We start from the raw sequence: 17,989 nt of genomic DNA, 5'->3' as shown, positions 1-17,989 counted from the left end.
GGGGATCGATGGGAGGAAGCGGGGATTGTGCCGGAGTCGCGGCTCAGCTCGACTCGTCCAGCCAGTCCGCGACGACACGCGCGACACGCCGCTTCCAGCGGATCCACTTGTTGGGCGTTTCCCGCCGCACGAAGGTGCGGTGGTACCACGGGCTCTCCAGGAGCGCGGGCGCCTCGCGGGCGATCAGGTCCATGCTGGCCTGGCGCAGGATCTGGCGTTCCTGCCACGCGGTGCGGCCGGTGCGATAGACCTTCTCCCCGCTGGTCACCGGACGGCGGTGGCTGGCCATCACCGCGTCCAGCAGCGCCGTGCGGGTCTGGCCGCGCAGCTGCTGCAGCGCCGGGATCATGAAGCGGTCCAGTCCCCAGGACGAGATGTTGTCCTGGTAGTGCGGCCGCGCCGCCATGAACAGGTCGCCGCGGTAGAAGGGCATCATCACCTCGACCCAGTCCACCTCGCGGTAGATCCGGTTGGGCTGATGCCGCATCCAGTGGTGCGAGTACGGGCTGTCGTGGCTCAGCGAGGGCGAGAAGATGTCCAGGCGCTCGGCGCGCCCCAGGTGCAGCGCAGCGTTGATCTGGCTGACCGACAGCAGGATGTCGTCGTCGATCAGCCCCACGTATTCGGGCCATGGACCGGCCTCGACGTCTCCGGCGGTGACGGCGAGGTGGTCGGACAGGTGCTTGAAGATCTCGCCCTTGCACTCGGTCTTCGCGGCGAGCACGGTCGTCGGCTGGCCGCGCAGCGTGCGCGCGCCGGGGGCTTGCCGGCCGGTGTAGTCGAACAGGATCCAGTCGAACTCGGGCTCGGTGTCCAGGTGGACCAGGCTCAGCGGCGGGCTCGTGCCGTCCCAGGACACCAGCACGACGGGACGCCGGATCGCGGGAGGCGTCCGGTCTTCGGAATAAACGCTCATCCCGCCATTATGTTGGGCGCGCGTCCAGCAGCTCCTGTGCCGTCTTCAGCGCGGCGGCCACGATCTGGTCCATGTTGTAGTAGCGGTATTGCGCCAGACGGCCGACGAAGGTCACGCCCTCGGCCCGCTCGCCCATCTCGGCGTACTTCTTGAAAAGCGCCTCGTTCTCGGGCCGCGGCACGGGGTAGTACGGATCGCCTTCGGCCTGCGGATACTCGCGCACGATGGAGGTGCCTGCATGCGTCTCGCCGGTCAGGTGCTTGAACTCGGTGATGCGCGTGTACTCGTGGTCGTTCGGGTAGTTGACCGTGCCGACCGGCTGGATCTGCGCGGTCGTGGGCAGGTGCTCGTGGTCGAAGCGCAGGCTGCGGTAGGGCAGGGCGCCGTGGCAGTGGTCGAAGTAGGCGTCGATCGGGCCGGTGTAGATGATGTGCGCGCCGGGGAAGTCGCCGCGCACCTCCTGGAAGTCCACGCCGGTGCGCACCGTGATCGCGGGATGGTCCAGCAGGCGCTGGAACATCGCCGTGTAGCCGTCCGCCGGCATGAACTGGAAGGTGTCGCTGAAGTAGCGGTCGTCGTCGTTGCTGCGCGTGGGGATGCGCGCGGCCACGCCGGCGGAGAGCTGCGACAGGTCCAGCCCCCATTGCTTCTTCGTGTAGCCGCGGAAGAACTTGTCGCACAGGTCGCGGCCCACGCTGTTCAGCACCACGTCCTCGCTGGTCTGGATAGTGTCGCGCGGCTCGCGCACCGTCTCGAGGTAGCCCTGCACCTCGTCCTCGGTCAGCGACAGGCCGTAGAGCGTGTTGATCGTCGTGCGATTGATGGGGATGGGCACCAGCTGCTCGTCGACCTTCGCCAGCACGCGATGCTCGTAGAAGCGCCAGGTGGTGAAGCGCGACAGGTACTCGAAGACCTTCTTCGAGTTGGTGTGGAAGATGTGCGGTCCGTACGGATGGATGAGCACGCCGTGGGCGTCGCGCTCGTCGTAGGCGTTGCCGCCGATGTGCGGCCGCTTGTCGATCAGGACCACGGTCTTGCCGGCGTCGGCCAGTTCGCGGGCACAGACAGAGCCGGCATAACCGGCGCCGACGATCAGGTAGTCAGTCTTCATGGTGCGGGCCCGCCCGGGCCGTCTCCTGTCCTTGTTGCCCGCGATTGTGATCCCGGGTGCCGGCGGGGTTCTCCGGAACAACCCAGATTTACGGGGACTTCTCGGAGGCCGGGATCCGCGTACGAACCTCATCCGGCGGACGGCCGTACCGCTCCGGTAACCGAACGTGCCCCGCATACACTGCCGCGATGTCTGAGATTTCCTCGAGCACGTCGCCGGCGCCCGGGCGCCGCCGCGTGCTGCACTTCGTGACCGGCGGCTTCTCCGGCGCCACGCAGGTGGCGGTCGATCTGTGCCTGGCGCAGCTGAAGAGCGAGCGCATCGAACCCATCCTGGTCCTGCGCCGCAAGATGCGCACGGAGAACGCCACCAAGCTGGCCCGCATCCAGGCGCTGCGCGAGCAGGGCCTGCCGGTGTACGTCGTGCCCGGCTGGGCGCACTTGGCGACCATCTGGGCCTTGCGTCGCCTCTGCGAGCAGCTGCACCCCGACGCGCTGATGGCGCATGGCTTCCCCGAACACCTGCTCGGGCGCCGCGCCGGACGTCTGGCCGGCGTGCCGGTGCTGGTGCAGGTGGAGCACAACTCGCGCGAGCGCTACACCCGCTGCAAACGCGCGCAGGCGCGTCGGCTCAGCGAGGTCAGTGCGCGGCTGGTCGGCGTGTCCGAAGGCGTGCGGCGGCGCCTCGTCGACCTGGGCATGCCGGAGGAGAAAACGACGGCGATCCCGAACGGCATCCGGCTCGATCGTTTCGCCGCGGCCGGCGAGCACCCGGTGGAGCGCCGCGAGCCCGGCATCGTCATGTCGGCCCGCTTCGCGCGGCAGAAGGACCCGCAGACGCTGATCCGCGCGCTGGCACTGCTGCGCGAGCGCGGCCTGCGGCCCGTGCTGCACTTGGCCGGCGGCGGCAAGGAGGCCTACCGCCGCGCCACCGAGCGCCTGACCCGGCAGCTCGGCCTGGGCGATCAGGTGCGTTTCCTGGGGCATCACGGCGACATCCCGGGCCTGCTGATGAGCCAGCGGATCTTCGTGCTGTCGACGCATTGGGAAGGCATGCCGCTGGCGCTGCTGGAGGCGATGGCGGCGGGCTGTGCCTGCGTGGCGTCGCTGGTGCCCGGCGTCGAGGGCGTGATCGAGGATGGACGCACCGGCCTGCTCGTGCCGGAAGCGGATCCGGCGGCGCTGGCCGGCGCGCTGGAGCGCCTGCTGCGCGATCCCGCGCTGGCGGGACGACTCGGTGCCGCGGCGCGCGCGCGGGCGATCGAGGAGCACGGCGTCGATCTGATGATGCGGCGCTACGAGGACATGCTGCTGGCGCTCTGAGGTCAGGGCGCGGCGTGGGCCGGCATCGTCCGGCCCGGTTCCTGCCCGTCGGTCGCGCGCCTCAGGCCGCGGCGGCGCTGTGCTGGTCCTCGGCCCGGCGCAGCCAGTAGCGCAGGCGCATGGCGCGGACGTACCAGCCTCGGCGCTTGTAGGCGCGGTCGAGCTCGCGCAGCGGGATCGGTGACGCTTCCTCGAAGGCCTGGCGGAACATCGCCACCCTGCCCGCGCAGTTCCCGGGCTGCGCCTTGTCGGCCATGCGCGAGGCGCCGATGAAGTTGCGCGCCGCGAAGTGCGCCCACGCGAAACGCGCCGCATCGTCCAGCGGCGCCGCCATGGCCGCGTCGCGCAAGTTCGCGAGCGCGTGGGCCAGGTGCTCCGCCTTCGTCATGTTGGGCGTGCTGAGGATGGAGCCGGCCCGCTGGCGATAGGCCACCCAGACTTCCGGCTCGTACCAGGCGCTCTCCGCCAGCAGTGCCAGCAGGGGCGTGGTCGCCATGTCCTCGAAGTAGCGGCCGACCGGGAAGCGCACCTGTTCCCCCCAGACGCTGCGCCGCGCGATCTTGGACCAGCTGTGCATCTGGCCCGCCTCGAACAGCCCGCGGATCAACACCGACGGATCGCGCAGCAACTGGCGTTCCGGGCCGGTGAAGGTGCGCCGGTGCAGTTCACCGCGCAGCCGGTGCTTGAGCTTCATCCGCTCGCGCAGCATGAAGAAGTCGCACAGCACCAGTGCCGGCGCGTGGCCCTGGACCACCTGTCTCAGCCGCGGGATCGCGCCGGGCATCAGGTAGTCGTCGGAATCGAGGAACCAGACGTACTCGCCGCGGGCGTCCTGCAGCATCGTGTTGCGAGCGCCTGAGAGCCCCTGGTTCTGCGCGTGGAAGAGACCCCGCACGCGCACGGGGCCGTCGGCGTGCGCCGCGACCAGGGTGCGCACGAGCTCGTCCGAACCGTCGGTGGAGCAGTCGTCCACCATCAGCACCTCGACCCCGGCATCGGCCTGCTGCAGCACCGAGTCCAGGCACTCCCGCAGGTAGTCCTTGACGTTGTGGACGGGGATGAGCACGGACAGCCATGGGCCTGTCGACGGCAGCGGGGCACTCATGATGCGTGGCTCACTCGTGCCAGTGATCGGCGATCCACGGCGCGGGCTTGGGACGGCGCCAGTTGCCGTTGCTGCGGCCGGCCAGCGCGTCCGGCGGGTTCATCACGCCGTGGAAGATCAGGATGCGCGCGCCATCGGGGATGAAGGGCGCCTGGAAGTAGTTCATCGGCCAGCGCGGGATGCTGTGGTACTTGAAGCTCGCGCACCAGCGCTCGTCCCAGTACTTCAGCAGGCCCTTGCGGTGCATCTCGTCGGACAGGTAGGCCTGCTCGTTGCGGAACTGCTGGCGGATCGCGTCGAACTCGCGCCGGAACTTGACCAGCACCTCGGGGTGCGCGCCCAGCGTGAAACGGTATACCGAGGAGTTGCCCGTGATGCGCCAGGGGCGCTTCCAGTCATGGATGATGAGGAACTCGCCGGGCTCCTCGAAGAAGGGCGTGATGTCGTCGACGATCACCACGTCGAGGTCGAGGAACAGCGCCGTGCCGCGCAGGCCGTACTTCTGCACCAGGTCGTCGCTGAAGGTCGTCAGCTTGGTCCAGCCGCGTTCCGGGCTGCCGGGCGGCAGGTCCAGCGGCGGGATCGGCAGGCACTCGACCTCGGCCCGCACGCCCTCGCCGCGATCGGTCAGGCAGACGAACCGGAAGTCGCCGCGCAGGTGCCGGCGCACCATCGCGTAGAGGCGGTTGACGTACTCGGGGCCGTACTTCGTGCCCCACTTCATGCAGAGGATGACGCGGTCGCCGGCGCCGGGGGCAGGTGTTGCCGTGGCGCTGGCCGTCGGGGCCGGAGCGGAGCTCATCGGGGTGTTCATCGGTTCAGAGCTCTTCGACGTGGCGGGGCGGATAGCTGTCCCAGCTGAGGCAGCCCGGGCATTGCCAGAAATAGTGCTGCGACTCGAAACCGCAGGCGGCGCAGCGATAGCGCTGCAGCGGCCGCACCGCGCGTTGCAACGCGGTGCCGACCAGTTGAGCCTCGTCGTCGTTGAGCGGCTGCTGACGCGCCTGACTCTGCTGCAGCAGCTGCGTCGCGGCCGACAAGGCCGGCTCGACGCGCAGGTGGTCGGTCAGGCGGCGGCGTTGCGCCTCGGGCGCGGGCTCGAGCAGCGCGATGGCCTGCAGCAGCGCCATGCTGGGATGGCGGCGGTATTGGGCCTCGATCAGCGCCAGGGCCTGCGCCACCGTGCCGGTGGCCTGCGCGCCCTGCGCGTAGTCGCGGGCGACAAGGTTGAAGGCGTCGGGATTGGTCCTCAGCAGATCGCTGTAGAGGCTCATCGCGCCGGCCTGGTCGCCCTGGCGGGCCAGCATCTGGCCGAGCAGCACGTAGGCCCGTGCCGATTGCGGCGCGCGCTCGCGGGCCTGCTCCAGCCAGCGGCGCGCCTGGGGCTCGTCCTGGCGGGCCTGGGCCTCGAGCGCCAGCTCGCACCAGTAGTTGGCGATGCGGCTCGCGAAGCTGCCGGTGCCGGCCGCTTCCAACTGCTCGGACACCTCGGCCGCCTTCGCCCACTCGCGCGAGCGCTCGTACAGCGACAGCAGCGCCAGCGCGGCCTCGTGGTCGAAGGCCGTGCCCTTGAGCGCCTCGTAGGCGGACTCGGCGCGGTCGAACAGGCCGGCCTTGAAGAAGTCCTGCGCCAGCGCGTACTGCGCGCGGTCGCGCTCGGACTTCGGCAGGTCGCCGCGCGACAGCAGATGCTGGTGCACCCGCACGGCACGCTCGTACTCGCCACGGCGGCGGAACAGGTTGCCGAGCGCGAAGTGCAGCTCGGACGTGTCGGGATCGGCCTGCACCGCTTCGATGAAGGCGTCGATGGCCTTGTCCTGCTGCTCGTTCAGCAGCAGGTTCAGACCCTTGAAGTAGGCGCGGGGGGCGTCGCGCTGTTCGCGCTTCCATTGGCGCGCGTCCAGCTTGGACGCCAGCCAGCCCAGTCCGAAGACCAGGGGCACGCCGATCAGCAGCCAGCTGAGATCAAATTCCATCGGGGATCTTGGGGTCGTTGGCGGTCGCGGTCGCCGAAGAGGGCGGCAGGTCGTCCGCCGGAGGGAGCGATCGCGCGGCGGCGCGCTTGTGGCGCCACCAGGCCGGGACCATCGCCAGCACGCCGAAGGCGCAGCCCATCCCGAAGGTGAGCAGCACCACGATCACCAGCGGAGAGCGCCACGACTGGCCGAAGAACCAGTGCACGACGACCTCCTGGCTGTTGTTCAGCGCGAAGGCGAAGAGACAGAAGAACAGGAATGCTCGGAAGAGCCAGACCAGGATTCGCATGGGGGGCGATTCTAGGCGCGTGCGGAGTACGCCATGACCGATGGCAGGGCGAGTTAACCCCTGAATACATTCGGCAACCCAGGGGCGAAAAAAAAGCGCCGCGGATCGCGGCGCCTTCAGTCGTGAGCTGCAGTCCTTGGAGAGGACTGGTTCAAGCGGCCTGCTGGTCGTCGTCCGTGACGGGCAGTTGCGCGTCGACGGCTTCGCGCAGGGCCTTGCCCGGCTTGAAGTGGGGCACCAGCTTCTCGGGGATCAACACCTGCTCGCCGCTGCGCGGGTTGCGGCCCATGCGGGGCGGACGGCGGTTGATGGAGAAGCTCCCGAAGCCGCGGATCTCGATGCGGTGGCCACGGGCCAGCGCGTCGGACATCGCGTCCAGGATGGTCTTGACCGCGAACTCGGTGTCTCGTTGCGTGAGCTGGCCGAAGCGCTCGGACAAGTGGGCCACCAGGTCGGATCGGGTCATGGTTGTCGGCATCTGAAGAAAAACAGGCTCGCCTTGGAGCGAGCCTGTCGAAGCGCTTGTGCGTCGAATTGGCGTCTGGGAAGACAGGCTAACTCAGCCCGCCTCCGGCCAGAACAAGGGATTCTCTTGAGACCGGGCGTGACGCTGACGCGCCACGCCCGATGTCCAGGAGGATCAGCCGTTGTTCTGGTTGTCCAGCTTGGCGCGCAGCAGGGCGCCCAGGCTGGTCGTGCCGGCGTTCTCACGCTCGTTCGACTGCGACAGACGCTGCATGGCTTGCTGTTCGTCGGCGTTGTCCTTGGCCTTGATCGACAGCTGGATGCTGCGCGACTTGCGGTCGACGTTGACGATCACGGCGGAGACTTCGTCGCCTTCCTTCAGCACGTTGCGGGCATCTTCGACGCGGTCGCGGCCGATTTCCGAAGCGCGCAGGTAGCCGGTGACTTCCTCGCCCAGGTCGATCTCGGCGCCACGGGCGTCGACGGTCTTGACCTTGCCGGTCACGATCATGCCGCGGTCGTTGACCGAGACGAAGGTCGTGAACGGATCGCCGTCCAGCTGCTTGATGCCCAGCGAGATGCGCTCGCGCTCGACGTCCACGGCCAGCACGATGGCGTCGACTTCCTGGCCCTTCTTGTAGTTGCGGACGGCGGTTTCACCCGGCTCGTTCCACGACAGGTCGGACAGGTGCACCAGGCCGTCGATGCCCTGGGCCAGGCCCACGAACACGCCGAAGTCGGTGATCGACTTGATCGGGCCCTTGACGCGGTCGCCGCGCTTGACGTTCTCGGCGAACTCTTCCCACGGGTTGGCGCGGCACTGCTTCATGCCCAGCGAGATGCGACGCTTGTCTTCGTCGATCTCCAGGACCATGACTTCCACTTCGTCGCCCAGCGAGACGACCTTGGAAGGAGCCACGTTCTTGTTGGTCCAGTCCATTTCGGAGACGTGCACCAGGCCTTCGATGCCGGGTTCGATCTCGACGAACGCGCCGTAGTCGGCGATGTTCGTGACCTTGCCGAACAGGCGGGTGTTGGCCGGGTAGCGGCGCGACACGCCGAACCACGGGTCGTCGCCCAGCTGCTTCAGGCCCAGCGAGACGCGGTTCTTCTCGGCGTCGAACTTCAGGACCTTGGCGGTCAGCTCTTGACCCACCGTCACCACTTCGCTCGGGTGACGGACACGGCGCCAGGCCATGTCGGTGATGTGCAGCAGGCCGTCGATGCCGCCCAGGTCCACGAACGCACCGTATTCGGTGATGTTCTTGACCACGCCGTTGACGATGGCGCCTTCGGTCAGCGTTTCCAGCAGCTTGGCGCGCTCTTCACCCATCGAAGCCTCGACCACCGCGCGACGCGACAGCACAACGTTGTTGCGCTTGCGGTCCAGCTTGATGACCTTGAACTCCATGGTCTTGCCCTCGAACGGGCTCATGTCCTTCACCGGGCGGGTGTCGAGCAGCGAACCGGGCAGGAAGGCGCGGATGCCGTTGACCAGGACGGTCAGGCCGCCCTTGACCTTGCCGGAGACGGTGCCGGTCACGAACTCGCCGGATTCCAGCGCGTTCTCCAGCGACAGCCACGAGGCCAGACGCTTGGCCTTGTCGCGCGACAGGATGGTGTCGCCGTAGCCGTTCTCGATGGCGTCGATCGCCACCGAGATGAAATCGCCGACCTGGACTTCGACTTCGCCCTGGTCGTTCTTGAACTCTTCGACCGGCACGTAGGCTTCCGACTTCAGGCCGGCGTTCACCACCACGAAGTTGTGCTCGATGCGGACGACTTCAGCCGAGATCACTTCGCCAGTGCGCATGTTTGCGCGCTGCAGCGACTCCTCGAACATGGCGGCGAAAGATTCCATTTGGGACATGTGAGATTTCCTTGCCAGGCACAGAGCGTCCGGCGGCTTGAGCAATCAAGCAGCCTGATCCGAGAGGTGCGCGGGCGTGTGTTGCAAGCGGACTTGCGGGTTAGGTTGTAGAACACGTCACCCCCAGTGGACTGACGTCCGGAGGGAGGGGTGACGCTCTGTCTTGCGGAGGATCCGGACCGCGAGGGTCAGGCCTTGAACGGACGCCGTTCGTTCCACCAGCTCAGCACCAGATCACGGGATTCCCCGATGGTCTGCTGCGAGTTGTCCAGCTCGATCGCATCCGCGGCAGCCTGGAGCGGAGACGCACTGCGACCTTTGTCGCGAGCGTCCCGCGCCTCAAGATCAGCGCGCAAGCCCTCGATATTAGCCGAAATGCCCTTGGAAATCAATTGCTTGTAGCGTCGCTCGGCCCGTGTGGCGGCACTCGCGGTGAGGAAGACCTTCAGGGGCGCGGCAGGGAAGATCGCGGTCCCCATGTCGCGGCCGTCGGCGACCAGCCCGGGCAGGCGGCGGAAGTCCAGTTGCAACTGATGCAGCGCGCGGCGCACCGATGGATGGGCGCCGACCTGCGAGGCCATCAGGCCGGTCGCTTCCTGGCGCAGGTCGCCGGAGACGTCCTCGTCGTCCAGCAGCACGCGTCCGGACTCGAACTTCAGGTCCAGCGTCGGGACGATGGCGGCCACGGCGTCGCCGTCGTCCAGGGAGATGCCCTTGCGCGATGCCGCCAGGCCGGTCACCCGGTACAGCGCGCCGGAGTCCAGCACGTCGTAGCCCAGGGCCTGGGCGACCTCGTCCGTCAGCGTGCCCTTGCCGGAGGCGGTCGGACCGTCGATGGTGATGACGGGAATGTCTTCCACGTCCGCCCGGACCACGCCGAACAAGGTCTCGAAGTAGTCCGGGAAGGTCTTGGCGACGCATTGCGGATCGAGGATGCGCACCGGCACGGCGGGGCCTTGCCGATCGCCCTGCAGACCGTTGAAGGCGGCCAGCGAGAAACACATCGCCACGCGGTGATCGTCATAGGTGTGGATGGCCGCCGGCTTCCACGCCTTCAGCGGGTGCACGCGCAGCCAGTCCGGGCCTTCCTCGACCTGCGCGCCGAGCTTGCCCAGTTCCGCCACCATCGCGGCGATGCGGTCGGTCTCCTTGACGCGCCAGGAGGCGATGTTGCGCAGCGTCGTCGGGCCGTCGGCGTAGAGGGCCATCACCGCCAGCGTCATCGCGGCATCGGGAATGTGGTTGCAGTCGAGGTCGATCGCCTTCAACGGCCAGGCGCCGCGGCGGACTTCGAGCCAGTTCGGGCCGATCTCCACGTGCGCGCCCATCGCCTGGGCGGCTTCGACGAAGCGGACGTCGCCCTGCACGGAAGTCGAGCCCACGCCCTCGATGCGCACCGGCGCGTCCGTGGCCGCGATCGCGCCGAGCGCGACGAAGTAGGAGGCCGACGACGCATCGCCCTCGACGTGGACCTCGCCCGGCGAGCGGTAGCGGCTGCCGGCGGGAATCACGAAGCGCTGCCAGTCGTCGTCGCGGCGGACCTGCACACCGAAGCGCGCCAGCAGTTCCAGCGTGATGTGCACGTAGGGCTTGGAGATCAGCTCGCCGGTGACTTCGATGACGACGTCGTTCGCAGCCACGAGAGGCAGCGCGAGCAGCAGCGCGGTCAGGAACTGGCTGGACACGTCGCCGCGCACACGCACGGGCGCGGCTAGCGTCAGCGGAGCCGGGCCGTTCAGGCGCAGTGGCGGATAGCCTTCCTGGCCGAGGCAGTCGATGGGGCAGCCCAGCGCGCGCAGCGCGTCGACGAGGTCGCCGATCGGGCGCTCATGCATGCGGGGCACGCCGGAGAGTTCGAAGGCACCGCCCTGCGTCGCGGCCAGCAGCGCCAGCGCCGCCGTCAGCGGGCGCATGGCCGTTCCGGCATTGCCGAGGAAGAGCTTGGCCTCCGTGGTCCGCAACGTTCCTCCGATGCCGGTCACCGACAGCACGCCGTCGGCGCTGGTCTCGAGCCGGCAACCGAGCTCGCGCAATGCGGCGAGCATGACCTTCGTGTCGTCCGAATCGAGCAGGTCGTGCACGCGCGTCACGCCGTCGGACAGTCCGGCCAGCAGCAGCACGCGGTTGGAAATGCTCTTGGAGCCGGGCAGCGACACGGTGCCCGCGGCGCCGCGCAGCGGGGGCAGGTCCAGGAAGGGAATCTTGTACATGGCGCTGTCGCGGCACGCGCAGGCATGCCGGCGGAGAAGGGGGATTACTTGGACTTCGACGAAGACGGCGCGGGTGCGCCGAGCTGCCACTGCGCGCGGCCCTCGGAGGCTTGACGGATCATCGCCTCCAGCGCGTGGGGGTTGCCCTCGCGGATGGCCTGCTCCATCTGGTCCAGCACTTCGCGGAAGCGTTGCGACTGCGTCAGCAGGTCCTGCTTGTTGGCCATCAGGATGTCGCGCCAGATGGTCGGATCGCTGGCGGCGATGCGGGTGAAGTCACGGAAGCCGGAGCCGGCCAGACTCAGGAAGTCGCGGCCCGACGGCTGCTTCTGCACCGCGCTGAAGTACGCGTAGGCCAGCAGGTGTGGCAGGTGGCTGACCGCGGCGAAGGCTTCGTCATGGTGATGCGGCGCCATCTTGAGCACCTGGCAGCCGAGCGCCGACCAGAGGTCCGTCGCCTTCTGCACCATCTCCGGCTTGGTCTGCTCCAGGGGCGTCAGGATGACCTGGCGACCCTGGTACAGCGCCGCGTCGGCGTGCTGCACGCCGGCGCTCTCCTTGCCGGCGATCGGGTGCGCGGGCACGAAGCTCGAGAACTGCTTGCCCAGCGCGCGCTTCGCGGCGTCGACCACGTCGCTCTTGGTCGAGCCCACGTCCATCAGCAGCACGTCGGCGCGCACCAGGTGGCGGATCGCCTTGAGCGTCGACTCGGTGGCGGCGACCGGCACGGCCACCAGCACGATGTCCGAGCCGGACACGGCCAGCAGCGCCGATTCCGCGGCGATGTCGATCACGCCCATGCGACGGGCAGTCTCGGTCGTGGACGGGCTCTTGCTGTAGCCGACCACCCGGCGCACGAGGCCGGCTTTCTTCATGGCCAGCGCAAACGATCCGCCCATCAGGCCGCAACCGATCACGCCGAGTTGGTTGTACATCGCGAGAAACCTCTTTCGCTCCGGACGTCAGCGTCAGGACTTCAGCGGGTAGGCGCCGATGACCTTGTAGAACGCGCACAGTTCCCGCAGCTCCGCCAGCGCGGCCGCGACGTGCGGCTGCGACGGATGGCCGTCCAGGTCGATGTAGAAGTAGTACTCCCACTGACCGGTGCGGGCCGGGCGCGATTCCAGGCGTGTCATCGACACTCCATGCTTCTTCAAAGGAACCAGCAGATCATGCATCGCGCCGGGGCGGTTCGCCACGGAGACGATGAGGCTGGTGCAGTCCCGCCCCGTGGCCGGGGGGGTGGCCATGGTCTGCGGCAGGCAGATCACGGCGAATCGGGTACGGTTGTACGCCTCGTCCTGCACCGCGTGCGCGGTGATGTGCAGGCCGAAGAGCGTCGCCGCGCGCTCGCTGGCGATCGCGGCGTAGGCCGGGTTCTCCGCCGCCAGCCGCGCGCCTTCGGCGTTGCTGGAGACGGCGCGTCGTTCGGCGTTGGGCAGGTGCTTGGACAGCCAGTTCTGGCACTGCGCCAGCGCCTGGGGGTGGGCCAGCACGGCTTCCACGCCCTCGAGCGTGTTTTCCTTGCGCAGCAGGTTGTGGCGGATCAGCAGGCTGACCTCGCCGACCACGTGCGTGGGCGTGTGCAGGAACAGGTCGAGCGAGCGCGTCACCACGCCCTCGGTCATGTTCTCGACGCCGACGACGCCGTACTGCGCGCTGCCGGAGGCGGTCGCGTGGAAGACCTCGTCGAAGCTGTTGCAGTAGATCAGGTCGGCGGCGCCGCCGAAGTACTCGATCGCGGCCTGCTCGCAGAAGGTGCCGAACGGGCCCAGCACGGCGACGCGCTGGGGCGACTCCAGCGCCAGGCAGGCGGACATGATCTCTCGCCAGATCGCGGCGACGTGGTCGCCCTTCAGCGGGCCGGGATTGGCGCCCTTGATCTTGGCGATGACCTGCGCGACGCGGTCGGGGCGGAAGAAGGGCGTGCCGTCGCGACGCTTGATCTCGCCGACCTGCTCGGCGACGTGGGCGCGCTGGTTCAGCAGCGTCAGCAGCTGCGAGTCGAGCGCGTCGATCTGGTCGCGCAGTGCGAGTAGCTCGGGATCGGCCACCGGCGCCGGGGGCACCGGGGCGCCGGACGGATCGATGGGCTCGACCGGATCGGGAGAGGTTGGCGTGTCAGCCATGTCGGGTCTCGAAGTCTTGGAGGTGGCTTACCAGGGCTTGAACGCCCTCCAGCGGCATCGCGTTGTAGATCGATGCCCGCATGCCGCCCACCGACTTGTGGCCTTTGAGTTGCAGCAGCCCCCGCTCCCTGGCGCCGGCCAGGAAGGCGTCGTTCAGACGCTCGTCGCGGAGGAAGAATGGAACGTTCATCCGCGAGCGGCAATGCGCCGCCACGCGGTTTTCATACAGGGAGGAGCCGTCCAGCGCCTGATAGAGCAGGGCGGCCTTGTCGATGTTGCGCTGCTCGATCGCCGCGAGGCCGGTCTTGCCGCCGTACTCGAAACGCTTGAGCCACTGGAAGACCAGGCCGGCGACGTAGATGCCGAAGGTCGGCGGCGTGTTGTACATCGACTCGGCCTCGGCCACGATCTTGTAGTCGAACGCGGACGGGCAGATGGGCAGCGCATGGCCCAGCAGGTCCTCGCGGACGATGACCAGCGTCAGGCCGGCCGGACCGATGTTCTTCTGCGCGCCGGCGAAGGCGACGCCGACCCTGGACCAGTCGACCGGGCGCGAAGCCACGTGCGACGAGAAGTCGATCGCCAGCGGTGCGTCGCAGCCCAGCGCCTGGAGGTCGGGCAAGGTCTGGAATTCGATGCCGTCGATGGTCTCGTTGGTGCAGACGTGCACGTACGCGGCGTCCTTGCGCAATTGCCAGGTCGACGGATCGGGGATGTCGAGATAACGGCCGCTGGCGGTGTCCAGCTCGGCGGCGTTCGCGGCGATCCTGACGTCGGCGTAGCGCCTGGCTTCGCCGGCGCTCTTCTTCGACCACGAGCCGGTGACGACCACATCGACGGCGCCGCCGCGCGACAGGTTGAGCGGCAGGATGGCGTTCTCGCCCAGGCCGCCGCCCTGCATGAACAGGATGCGGAAGTTGGCCGGGACCTGCAGCAGCTCGCGCAGGTCGGCCTCGGCGGCCTCATAGATCGAGATGAATTCGCGGCCGCGATGGCTCATCTCCATGACGCTCATGCCGGAGCCGTGCCAGTCGAGCATCTCCTCCGCGACCAGGCTCAGGACCTCGGGGGGGAGGGCGGCGGGACCGGCGGAGAAGTTGAACGGGCGGACGGTTGGCATGGAGGCGCGGAGGGAGACGCTTGTGGAACTTGCGGCAAGGGCGCGATGAAGCGCGGTGGATCGCGAGCGCGAGTCTCGGCGAGGGAGCTTGACCCTCGCCGGACCGCATTGCCGGACTTACTTCTTCGGTGTCGTCGCAGGCTTGTTGGTGTTCAGCTTCGGCGCCGAGGCTGCGCCAGAGGGCGGCGGGCCGGCTTCCAGGCCGAGCTGCTTGGCGATGTTCTGCTGCAGCGCGGTGAATTTCTCGTCGAGCTGCTTGCCGTTGTCGTCGATCAGCTTCTTCGTGTAGAGGCTCTGCAGTTCCTGCGAAGACTCGGCGAACTTCTTGCTCACCGGCGATTGCAGCCAGGCCAGCAACTGCTTCAGTTCGTCCTCGGTGAACTTCTCGTCCAGCGCGACGCCCATCGTCGAGGGGGCCAGCTTGACGCCCTTGTCGACCAGCGGCTTGGCGTTGTCTTCCAGGAACTTGCGCAGGTCGGCGTCGATCTGCTTGGCGGTGGCTTCGCGCTTGGCTTCCGGCACGTTGCGCAGCGCCGGCGCGGCCTTGGCGGCGAGTTCGTTCACCGGGCGGCTCAGGACGCCCATGGTCAGCGCCTCGATCGCGGGCCGCTGGATTTCCAGGATCTTCGCGATGACATCCTTCTTGGACTGCGGGCTGTCCGCCTTCTGCGCGAAGACGACGGGGCTCGCCAGCAGCGAGGCGGCGATGGCGCCGGCTTGGATGGACTTCAGCAACAAGGTCATTCCTTCACGTCGGGGGTGGAGTCACCGGAGTCGCCCGTGGCGTCGCCGGCATCGGAACCGTCGGCGCCGGTGGCGTCCGTTCCGGTCGATTCTGGAGATTCTGTCGGTTCGATCGCCTCAACCGCATCGTTCTCCACGATGCGCTGCAGGCCCGAGAGCTTCGCGCCCTCGTCCAGCGAGATCAGCGTCACGCCCTGCGTGGCGCGACCCAGCTCGCGGATCTCGGCAACCCGCGTGCGCACCAGCACGCCGGTGTCCGTGATCAGCATGATCTCGTCCTCGGGGCGGACCAGCGTGGCGGCCACGACCTTGCCGTTGCGCTCGCTCTGCTGGATGGCGATCATGCCCTTCGTGCCACGGCCATGGCGCGTGTATTCAGCGATGTTGGTGCGCTTGCCGTACCCGTTCTCGGTCGCGGTCAGCACGCTCTGCGTCTCGTCCTCGGCCACCAGCATCGCGATCAGGCGCTGGTCGGGCTCGAGCATCATGCCGCGCACGCCGCGGGCCTGGCGGCCCATCGGGCGGACATCGTCTTCGTCGAAGCGCACCGCCTTGCCACCGTCGGAGAACAGCATGACGTCATGCTGGCCGTCGGTCAGCGCGGCGCCGATCAGGTAGTCGCCCTCGTCCAGGTCGACAGAGATGATGCCGGCCTTGCGCGGGTTGCTGAAGTCCTTCAGCGAGGTCTTCTTGACGGTGCCCAGCGCAGTGGCGAAGAAGATGAAGTGGTCTTCCGGGAAGGTGCGGAACTCGCCGGTCAGCGGCAGGATGACGTTGATCTTCTCTTCTGGCTGCAGCGGGAACATGTTGACGATCGGCTTGCCGCGCGCGTTGCGCGAGCCTTGCGGCACTTCCCAGACCTTGAGCCAGTACACGCGGCCGCGGTTGCTGAAGCACAGCATCCAATCGTGCGTGTTGGCGATGAAGAGCTGGTCGATCCAGTCGTCGTCCTTGGTGGCGGTGGCCTGCTTGCCGCGGCCGCCGCGGCGCTGCGCGCGGTACTCGCTGAGCGCCTGGCTCTTGATGTAGCCGGTGTGCGAGAGCGTCACCACCATGTCGGTCGGCGTGATCAGGTCCTCGGTGCCGAGTTCCTGCGCGTTGTGCTCGATCACGCTGCGGCGCGCGCCCAGCTTGGTCTGGCCGAACTCCTGGCGGACCGAGGCCAGCTCGTCGCCGATGATCGTCGTGACGCGGGCCGGCGTGGCCAGGATGTCGAGCAGGTCGGCGATCTGGGCCATCACGTCGCGGTACTCGCCGACGATCTTGTCCTGCTCCAGCCCGGTCAGGCGTTGCAGGCGCATCTGCAGGATCTCGCCGGCCTGGTCGTCGGACAGCTTGTAGAGGCCGTCCTCCTGCATGCCGTACTGCGCGGGCAGGCCTTCCGGACGGTAGGCGTTGCGGCCGCCGGCGGTCTCGCCCTCGGCGCGCGACAGCATCTCGCGCACCAGCGACGAGTCCCAGGCGCGGGCCATCAGCTCGACCTTGGCGACCGGCGGGCTGGGGCTGCGCTTGATGATCTCGATGAAGTCGTCGATGTTGGCCAGCGCGACGGCCAGGCCTTCCAGCACGTGGCCGCGCTCGCGGGCCTTGCGCAGTTCGAAGACGGTGCGGCGGGTGACGACTTCGCGGCGATGCTCCAGGAAGACCGTGATCAGGTCCTTCAGGTTGCACAGCTTGGGCTGACCGTCGATCAGCGCCACCATGTTCATGCCGAAGCTGTCCTGCAGCTGCGTCTGCTTGTACAGGTTGTTCAGGACGACTTCCGGGACCTCGCCGCGCTTGAGCTCGATCACCACGCGCATCCCGTCCTTGTCGGACTCGTCCTGGATGTGGCTGATGCCCTCGATCTTCTTTTCCTGGACCAGCTCGGCGATGCGCTCGAGCAGGGTCTTCTTGTTCACCTGGTAGGGGATCTCGTCGACGATGATCGCCTGGCGCTGGCCGCGGTCGATGTCCTCGAAATGGACCTTCGCGCGCATCACCACCTTGCCACGACCGGTGCGGTAGCCCTCGCGCACGCCGCTCAGGCCGTAGATGATCCCGGAGGTCGGGAAGTCCGGCGCCGGGATGATCTCCATCAGCTCGTCGATCGAGCAGTCCGGGTTCTTCAGCGAATGCAGGCAGGCGTCGACGACCTCGTTGAGGTTGTGCGGCGGGATATTCGTCGCCATGCCGACCGCAATACCGGACGAGCCGTTGATCAGCAGATTCGGCAGGCGGGCCGGCAATACCAGCGGTTCTTTCTCGCTGCCATCGTAGTTCGGGCCGTAATCGACGGTTTCCTTGTCGATATCGGCCAGCATTTCGTGGGCGATTTTCGACAGCCGGATTTCGGTGTATCGCATGGCGGCGGCGTTGTCGCCGTCGATCGAGCCGAAATTGCCCTGGCCGTCCACCAGCATGTGGCGCAGCGAGAAGTCCTGCGCCATCCGGACGATGGTGTCGTACACGGCGCTGTCGCCGTGCGGGTGGTATTTACCGATGACGTCGCCGACGATACGGGCCGACTTCTTGTAGGGCCGGTTCCAGTCGTTGTTCAGCTCGTGCATCGCGAAGAGCACGCGCCGGTGCACCGGCTTGAGGCCGTCGCGGGCGTCTGGCAGCGCGCGGCCGACGATCACGCTCATCGCGTAGTCGAGGTAGGAGCGGCGCATCTCCTCCTCGAGGCTGATCGGCAGGGTTTCCTTGGCGAACTGGGTCATGCGCGTGGGGCGCGCACGGAAGTGCGCGGC

At 67.9% G+C, this 17,989-nt stretch carries 15 protein-coding genes; 1 reads left to right on the top strand and 14 read right to left on the bottom strand.

Annotated features, from left to right (window positions below; all coding sequences use genetic code 11):
• Nucleotides 1–43 precede the first annotated feature (43 nt).
• Together AC07OZ_RS19350 and glf are read right to left on the bottom strand one after the other, a co-directional pair.
• Complete coding sequence (locus AC07OZ_RS19350; protein ID WP_495468712.1) at nt 44–916, bottom strand: hypothetical protein; 873 nt, start codon at nt 914–916, stop codon at nt 44–46.
• A gap of 7 nt (nt 917–923) precedes the next feature.
• Entirely contained in the window at nt 924–2,027 is a 1,104-nt protein-coding gene (gene glf, locus AC07OZ_RS19345; RefSeq protein WP_495468711.1) for a UDP-galactopyranose mutase, read from the bottom strand.
• Nucleotides 2,028–2,215: 188 nt separating this feature from the next.
• Between glf and AC07OZ_RS19340 the strand changes: the two genes are divergently transcribed.
• Nucleotides 2,216–3,349, top strand: coding sequence for a glycosyltransferase (locus AC07OZ_RS19340; protein WP_495468710.1), 1,134 nt, complete (start codon nt 2,216–2,218; stop codon nt 3,347–3,349).
• A gap of 61 nt (nt 3,350–3,410) precedes the next feature.
• Here the strand turns inward: AC07OZ_RS19340 and AC07OZ_RS19335 are convergent, their stop codons facing one another.
• From AC07OZ_RS19335 to gyrA, 12 genes are all read right to left on the bottom strand, one after another.
• Nucleotides 3,411–4,454 (bottom strand): glycosyltransferase family 2 protein, encoded by a 1,044-nt coding sequence (locus tag AC07OZ_RS19335; protein ID WP_495468709.1) that lies wholly within the window; start codon nt 4,452–4,454, stop codon nt 3,411–3,413.
• A 10-nt stretch (nt 4,455–4,464) separates the two neighbouring features.
• Nucleotides 4,465–5,256, bottom strand: coding sequence for a glycosyltransferase (locus AC07OZ_RS19330; protein ID WP_495468986.1), 792 nt, complete (start codon nt 5,254–5,256; stop codon nt 4,465–4,467).
• A 16-nt stretch (nt 5,257–5,272) separates the two neighbouring features.
• The gene (lapB, locus tag AC07OZ_RS19325; RefSeq protein WP_495468708.1) at nt 5,273–6,430 is read right to left on the bottom strand and encodes a lipopolysaccharide assembly protein LapB; all 1,158 of its coding nucleotides are present in this window, start codon (nt 6,428–6,430) and stop codon (nt 5,273–5,275) included.
• A complete protein-coding gene (locus AC07OZ_RS19320; protein ID WP_495468707.1) occupies nt 6,420–6,719 on the bottom strand; it encodes a LapA family protein in 300 nt (99 codons plus the stop codon). The genes lapB and AC07OZ_RS19320 overlap by 11 nt, the downstream gene beginning before the upstream one ends.
• 151 nt (nt 6,720–6,870) lie before the next feature.
• A complete protein-coding gene (locus AC07OZ_RS19315; protein ID WP_067282544.1) occupies nt 6,871–7,185 on the bottom strand; it encodes an integration host factor subunit beta in 315 nt (104 codons plus the stop codon).
• Nucleotides 7,186–7,359: 174 nt separating this feature from the next.
• Nucleotides 7,360–9,045: a 30S ribosomal protein S1 gene (gene rpsA, locus AC07OZ_RS19310; protein WP_067274432.1), complete on the bottom strand. Its 1,686-nt coding sequence runs from the start codon at nt 9,043–9,045 to the stop codon at nt 7,360–7,362.
• A 197-nt stretch (nt 9,046–9,242) separates the two neighbouring features.
• A complete protein-coding gene (locus AC07OZ_RS19305) occupies nt 9,243–11,264 on the bottom strand; it encodes a bifunctional 3-phosphoshikimate 1-carboxyvinyltransferase/cytidylate kinase (RefSeq protein ID WP_495468706.1) in 2,022 nt (673 codons plus the stop codon).
• A gap of 44 nt (nt 11,265–11,308) precedes the next feature.
• Nucleotides 11,309–12,199, bottom strand: a complete 891-nt coding sequence (locus tag AC07OZ_RS19300; RefSeq protein ID WP_495468705.1) for a prephenate dehydrogenase — start codon at nt 12,197–12,199, stop codon at nt 11,309–11,311.
• A 33-nt stretch (nt 12,200–12,232) separates the two neighbouring features.
• Complete coding sequence (gene pheA, locus AC07OZ_RS19295) at nt 12,233–13,393, bottom strand: prephenate dehydratase (protein ID WP_495468704.1); 1,161 nt, start codon at nt 13,391–13,393, stop codon at nt 12,233–12,235.
• Entirely contained in the window at nt 13,386–14,513 is a 1,128-nt protein-coding gene (gene serC, locus AC07OZ_RS19290) for a 3-phosphoserine/phosphohydroxythreonine transaminase (RefSeq protein WP_495468703.1), read from the bottom strand. Before serC ends, pheA begins: the two co-directional genes overlap by 8 nt.
• Nucleotides 14,514–14,630: 117 nt before the next feature.
• Nucleotides 14,631–15,248, bottom strand: coding sequence for a DUF2059 domain-containing protein (locus tag AC07OZ_RS19285; RefSeq protein WP_495468702.1), 618 nt, complete (start codon nt 15,246–15,248; stop codon nt 14,631–14,633).
• Between the two features lie 5 nt (nt 15,249–15,253).
• Nucleotides 15,254–17,959 (bottom strand): DNA gyrase subunit A, encoded by a 2,706-nt coding sequence (gyrA, locus tag AC07OZ_RS19280; RefSeq protein ID WP_495468701.1) that lies wholly within the window; start codon nt 17,957–17,959, stop codon nt 15,254–15,256.
• Nucleotides 17,960–17,989 lie beyond the last annotated feature (30 nt).

This window comes from Roseateles sp. GW821-FHT09G03, from assembly GCF_059416045.1.
Note: the sequence above shows the minus strand (reverse complement) of the source record. Positions and strands in the feature narration are given on the sequence as shown.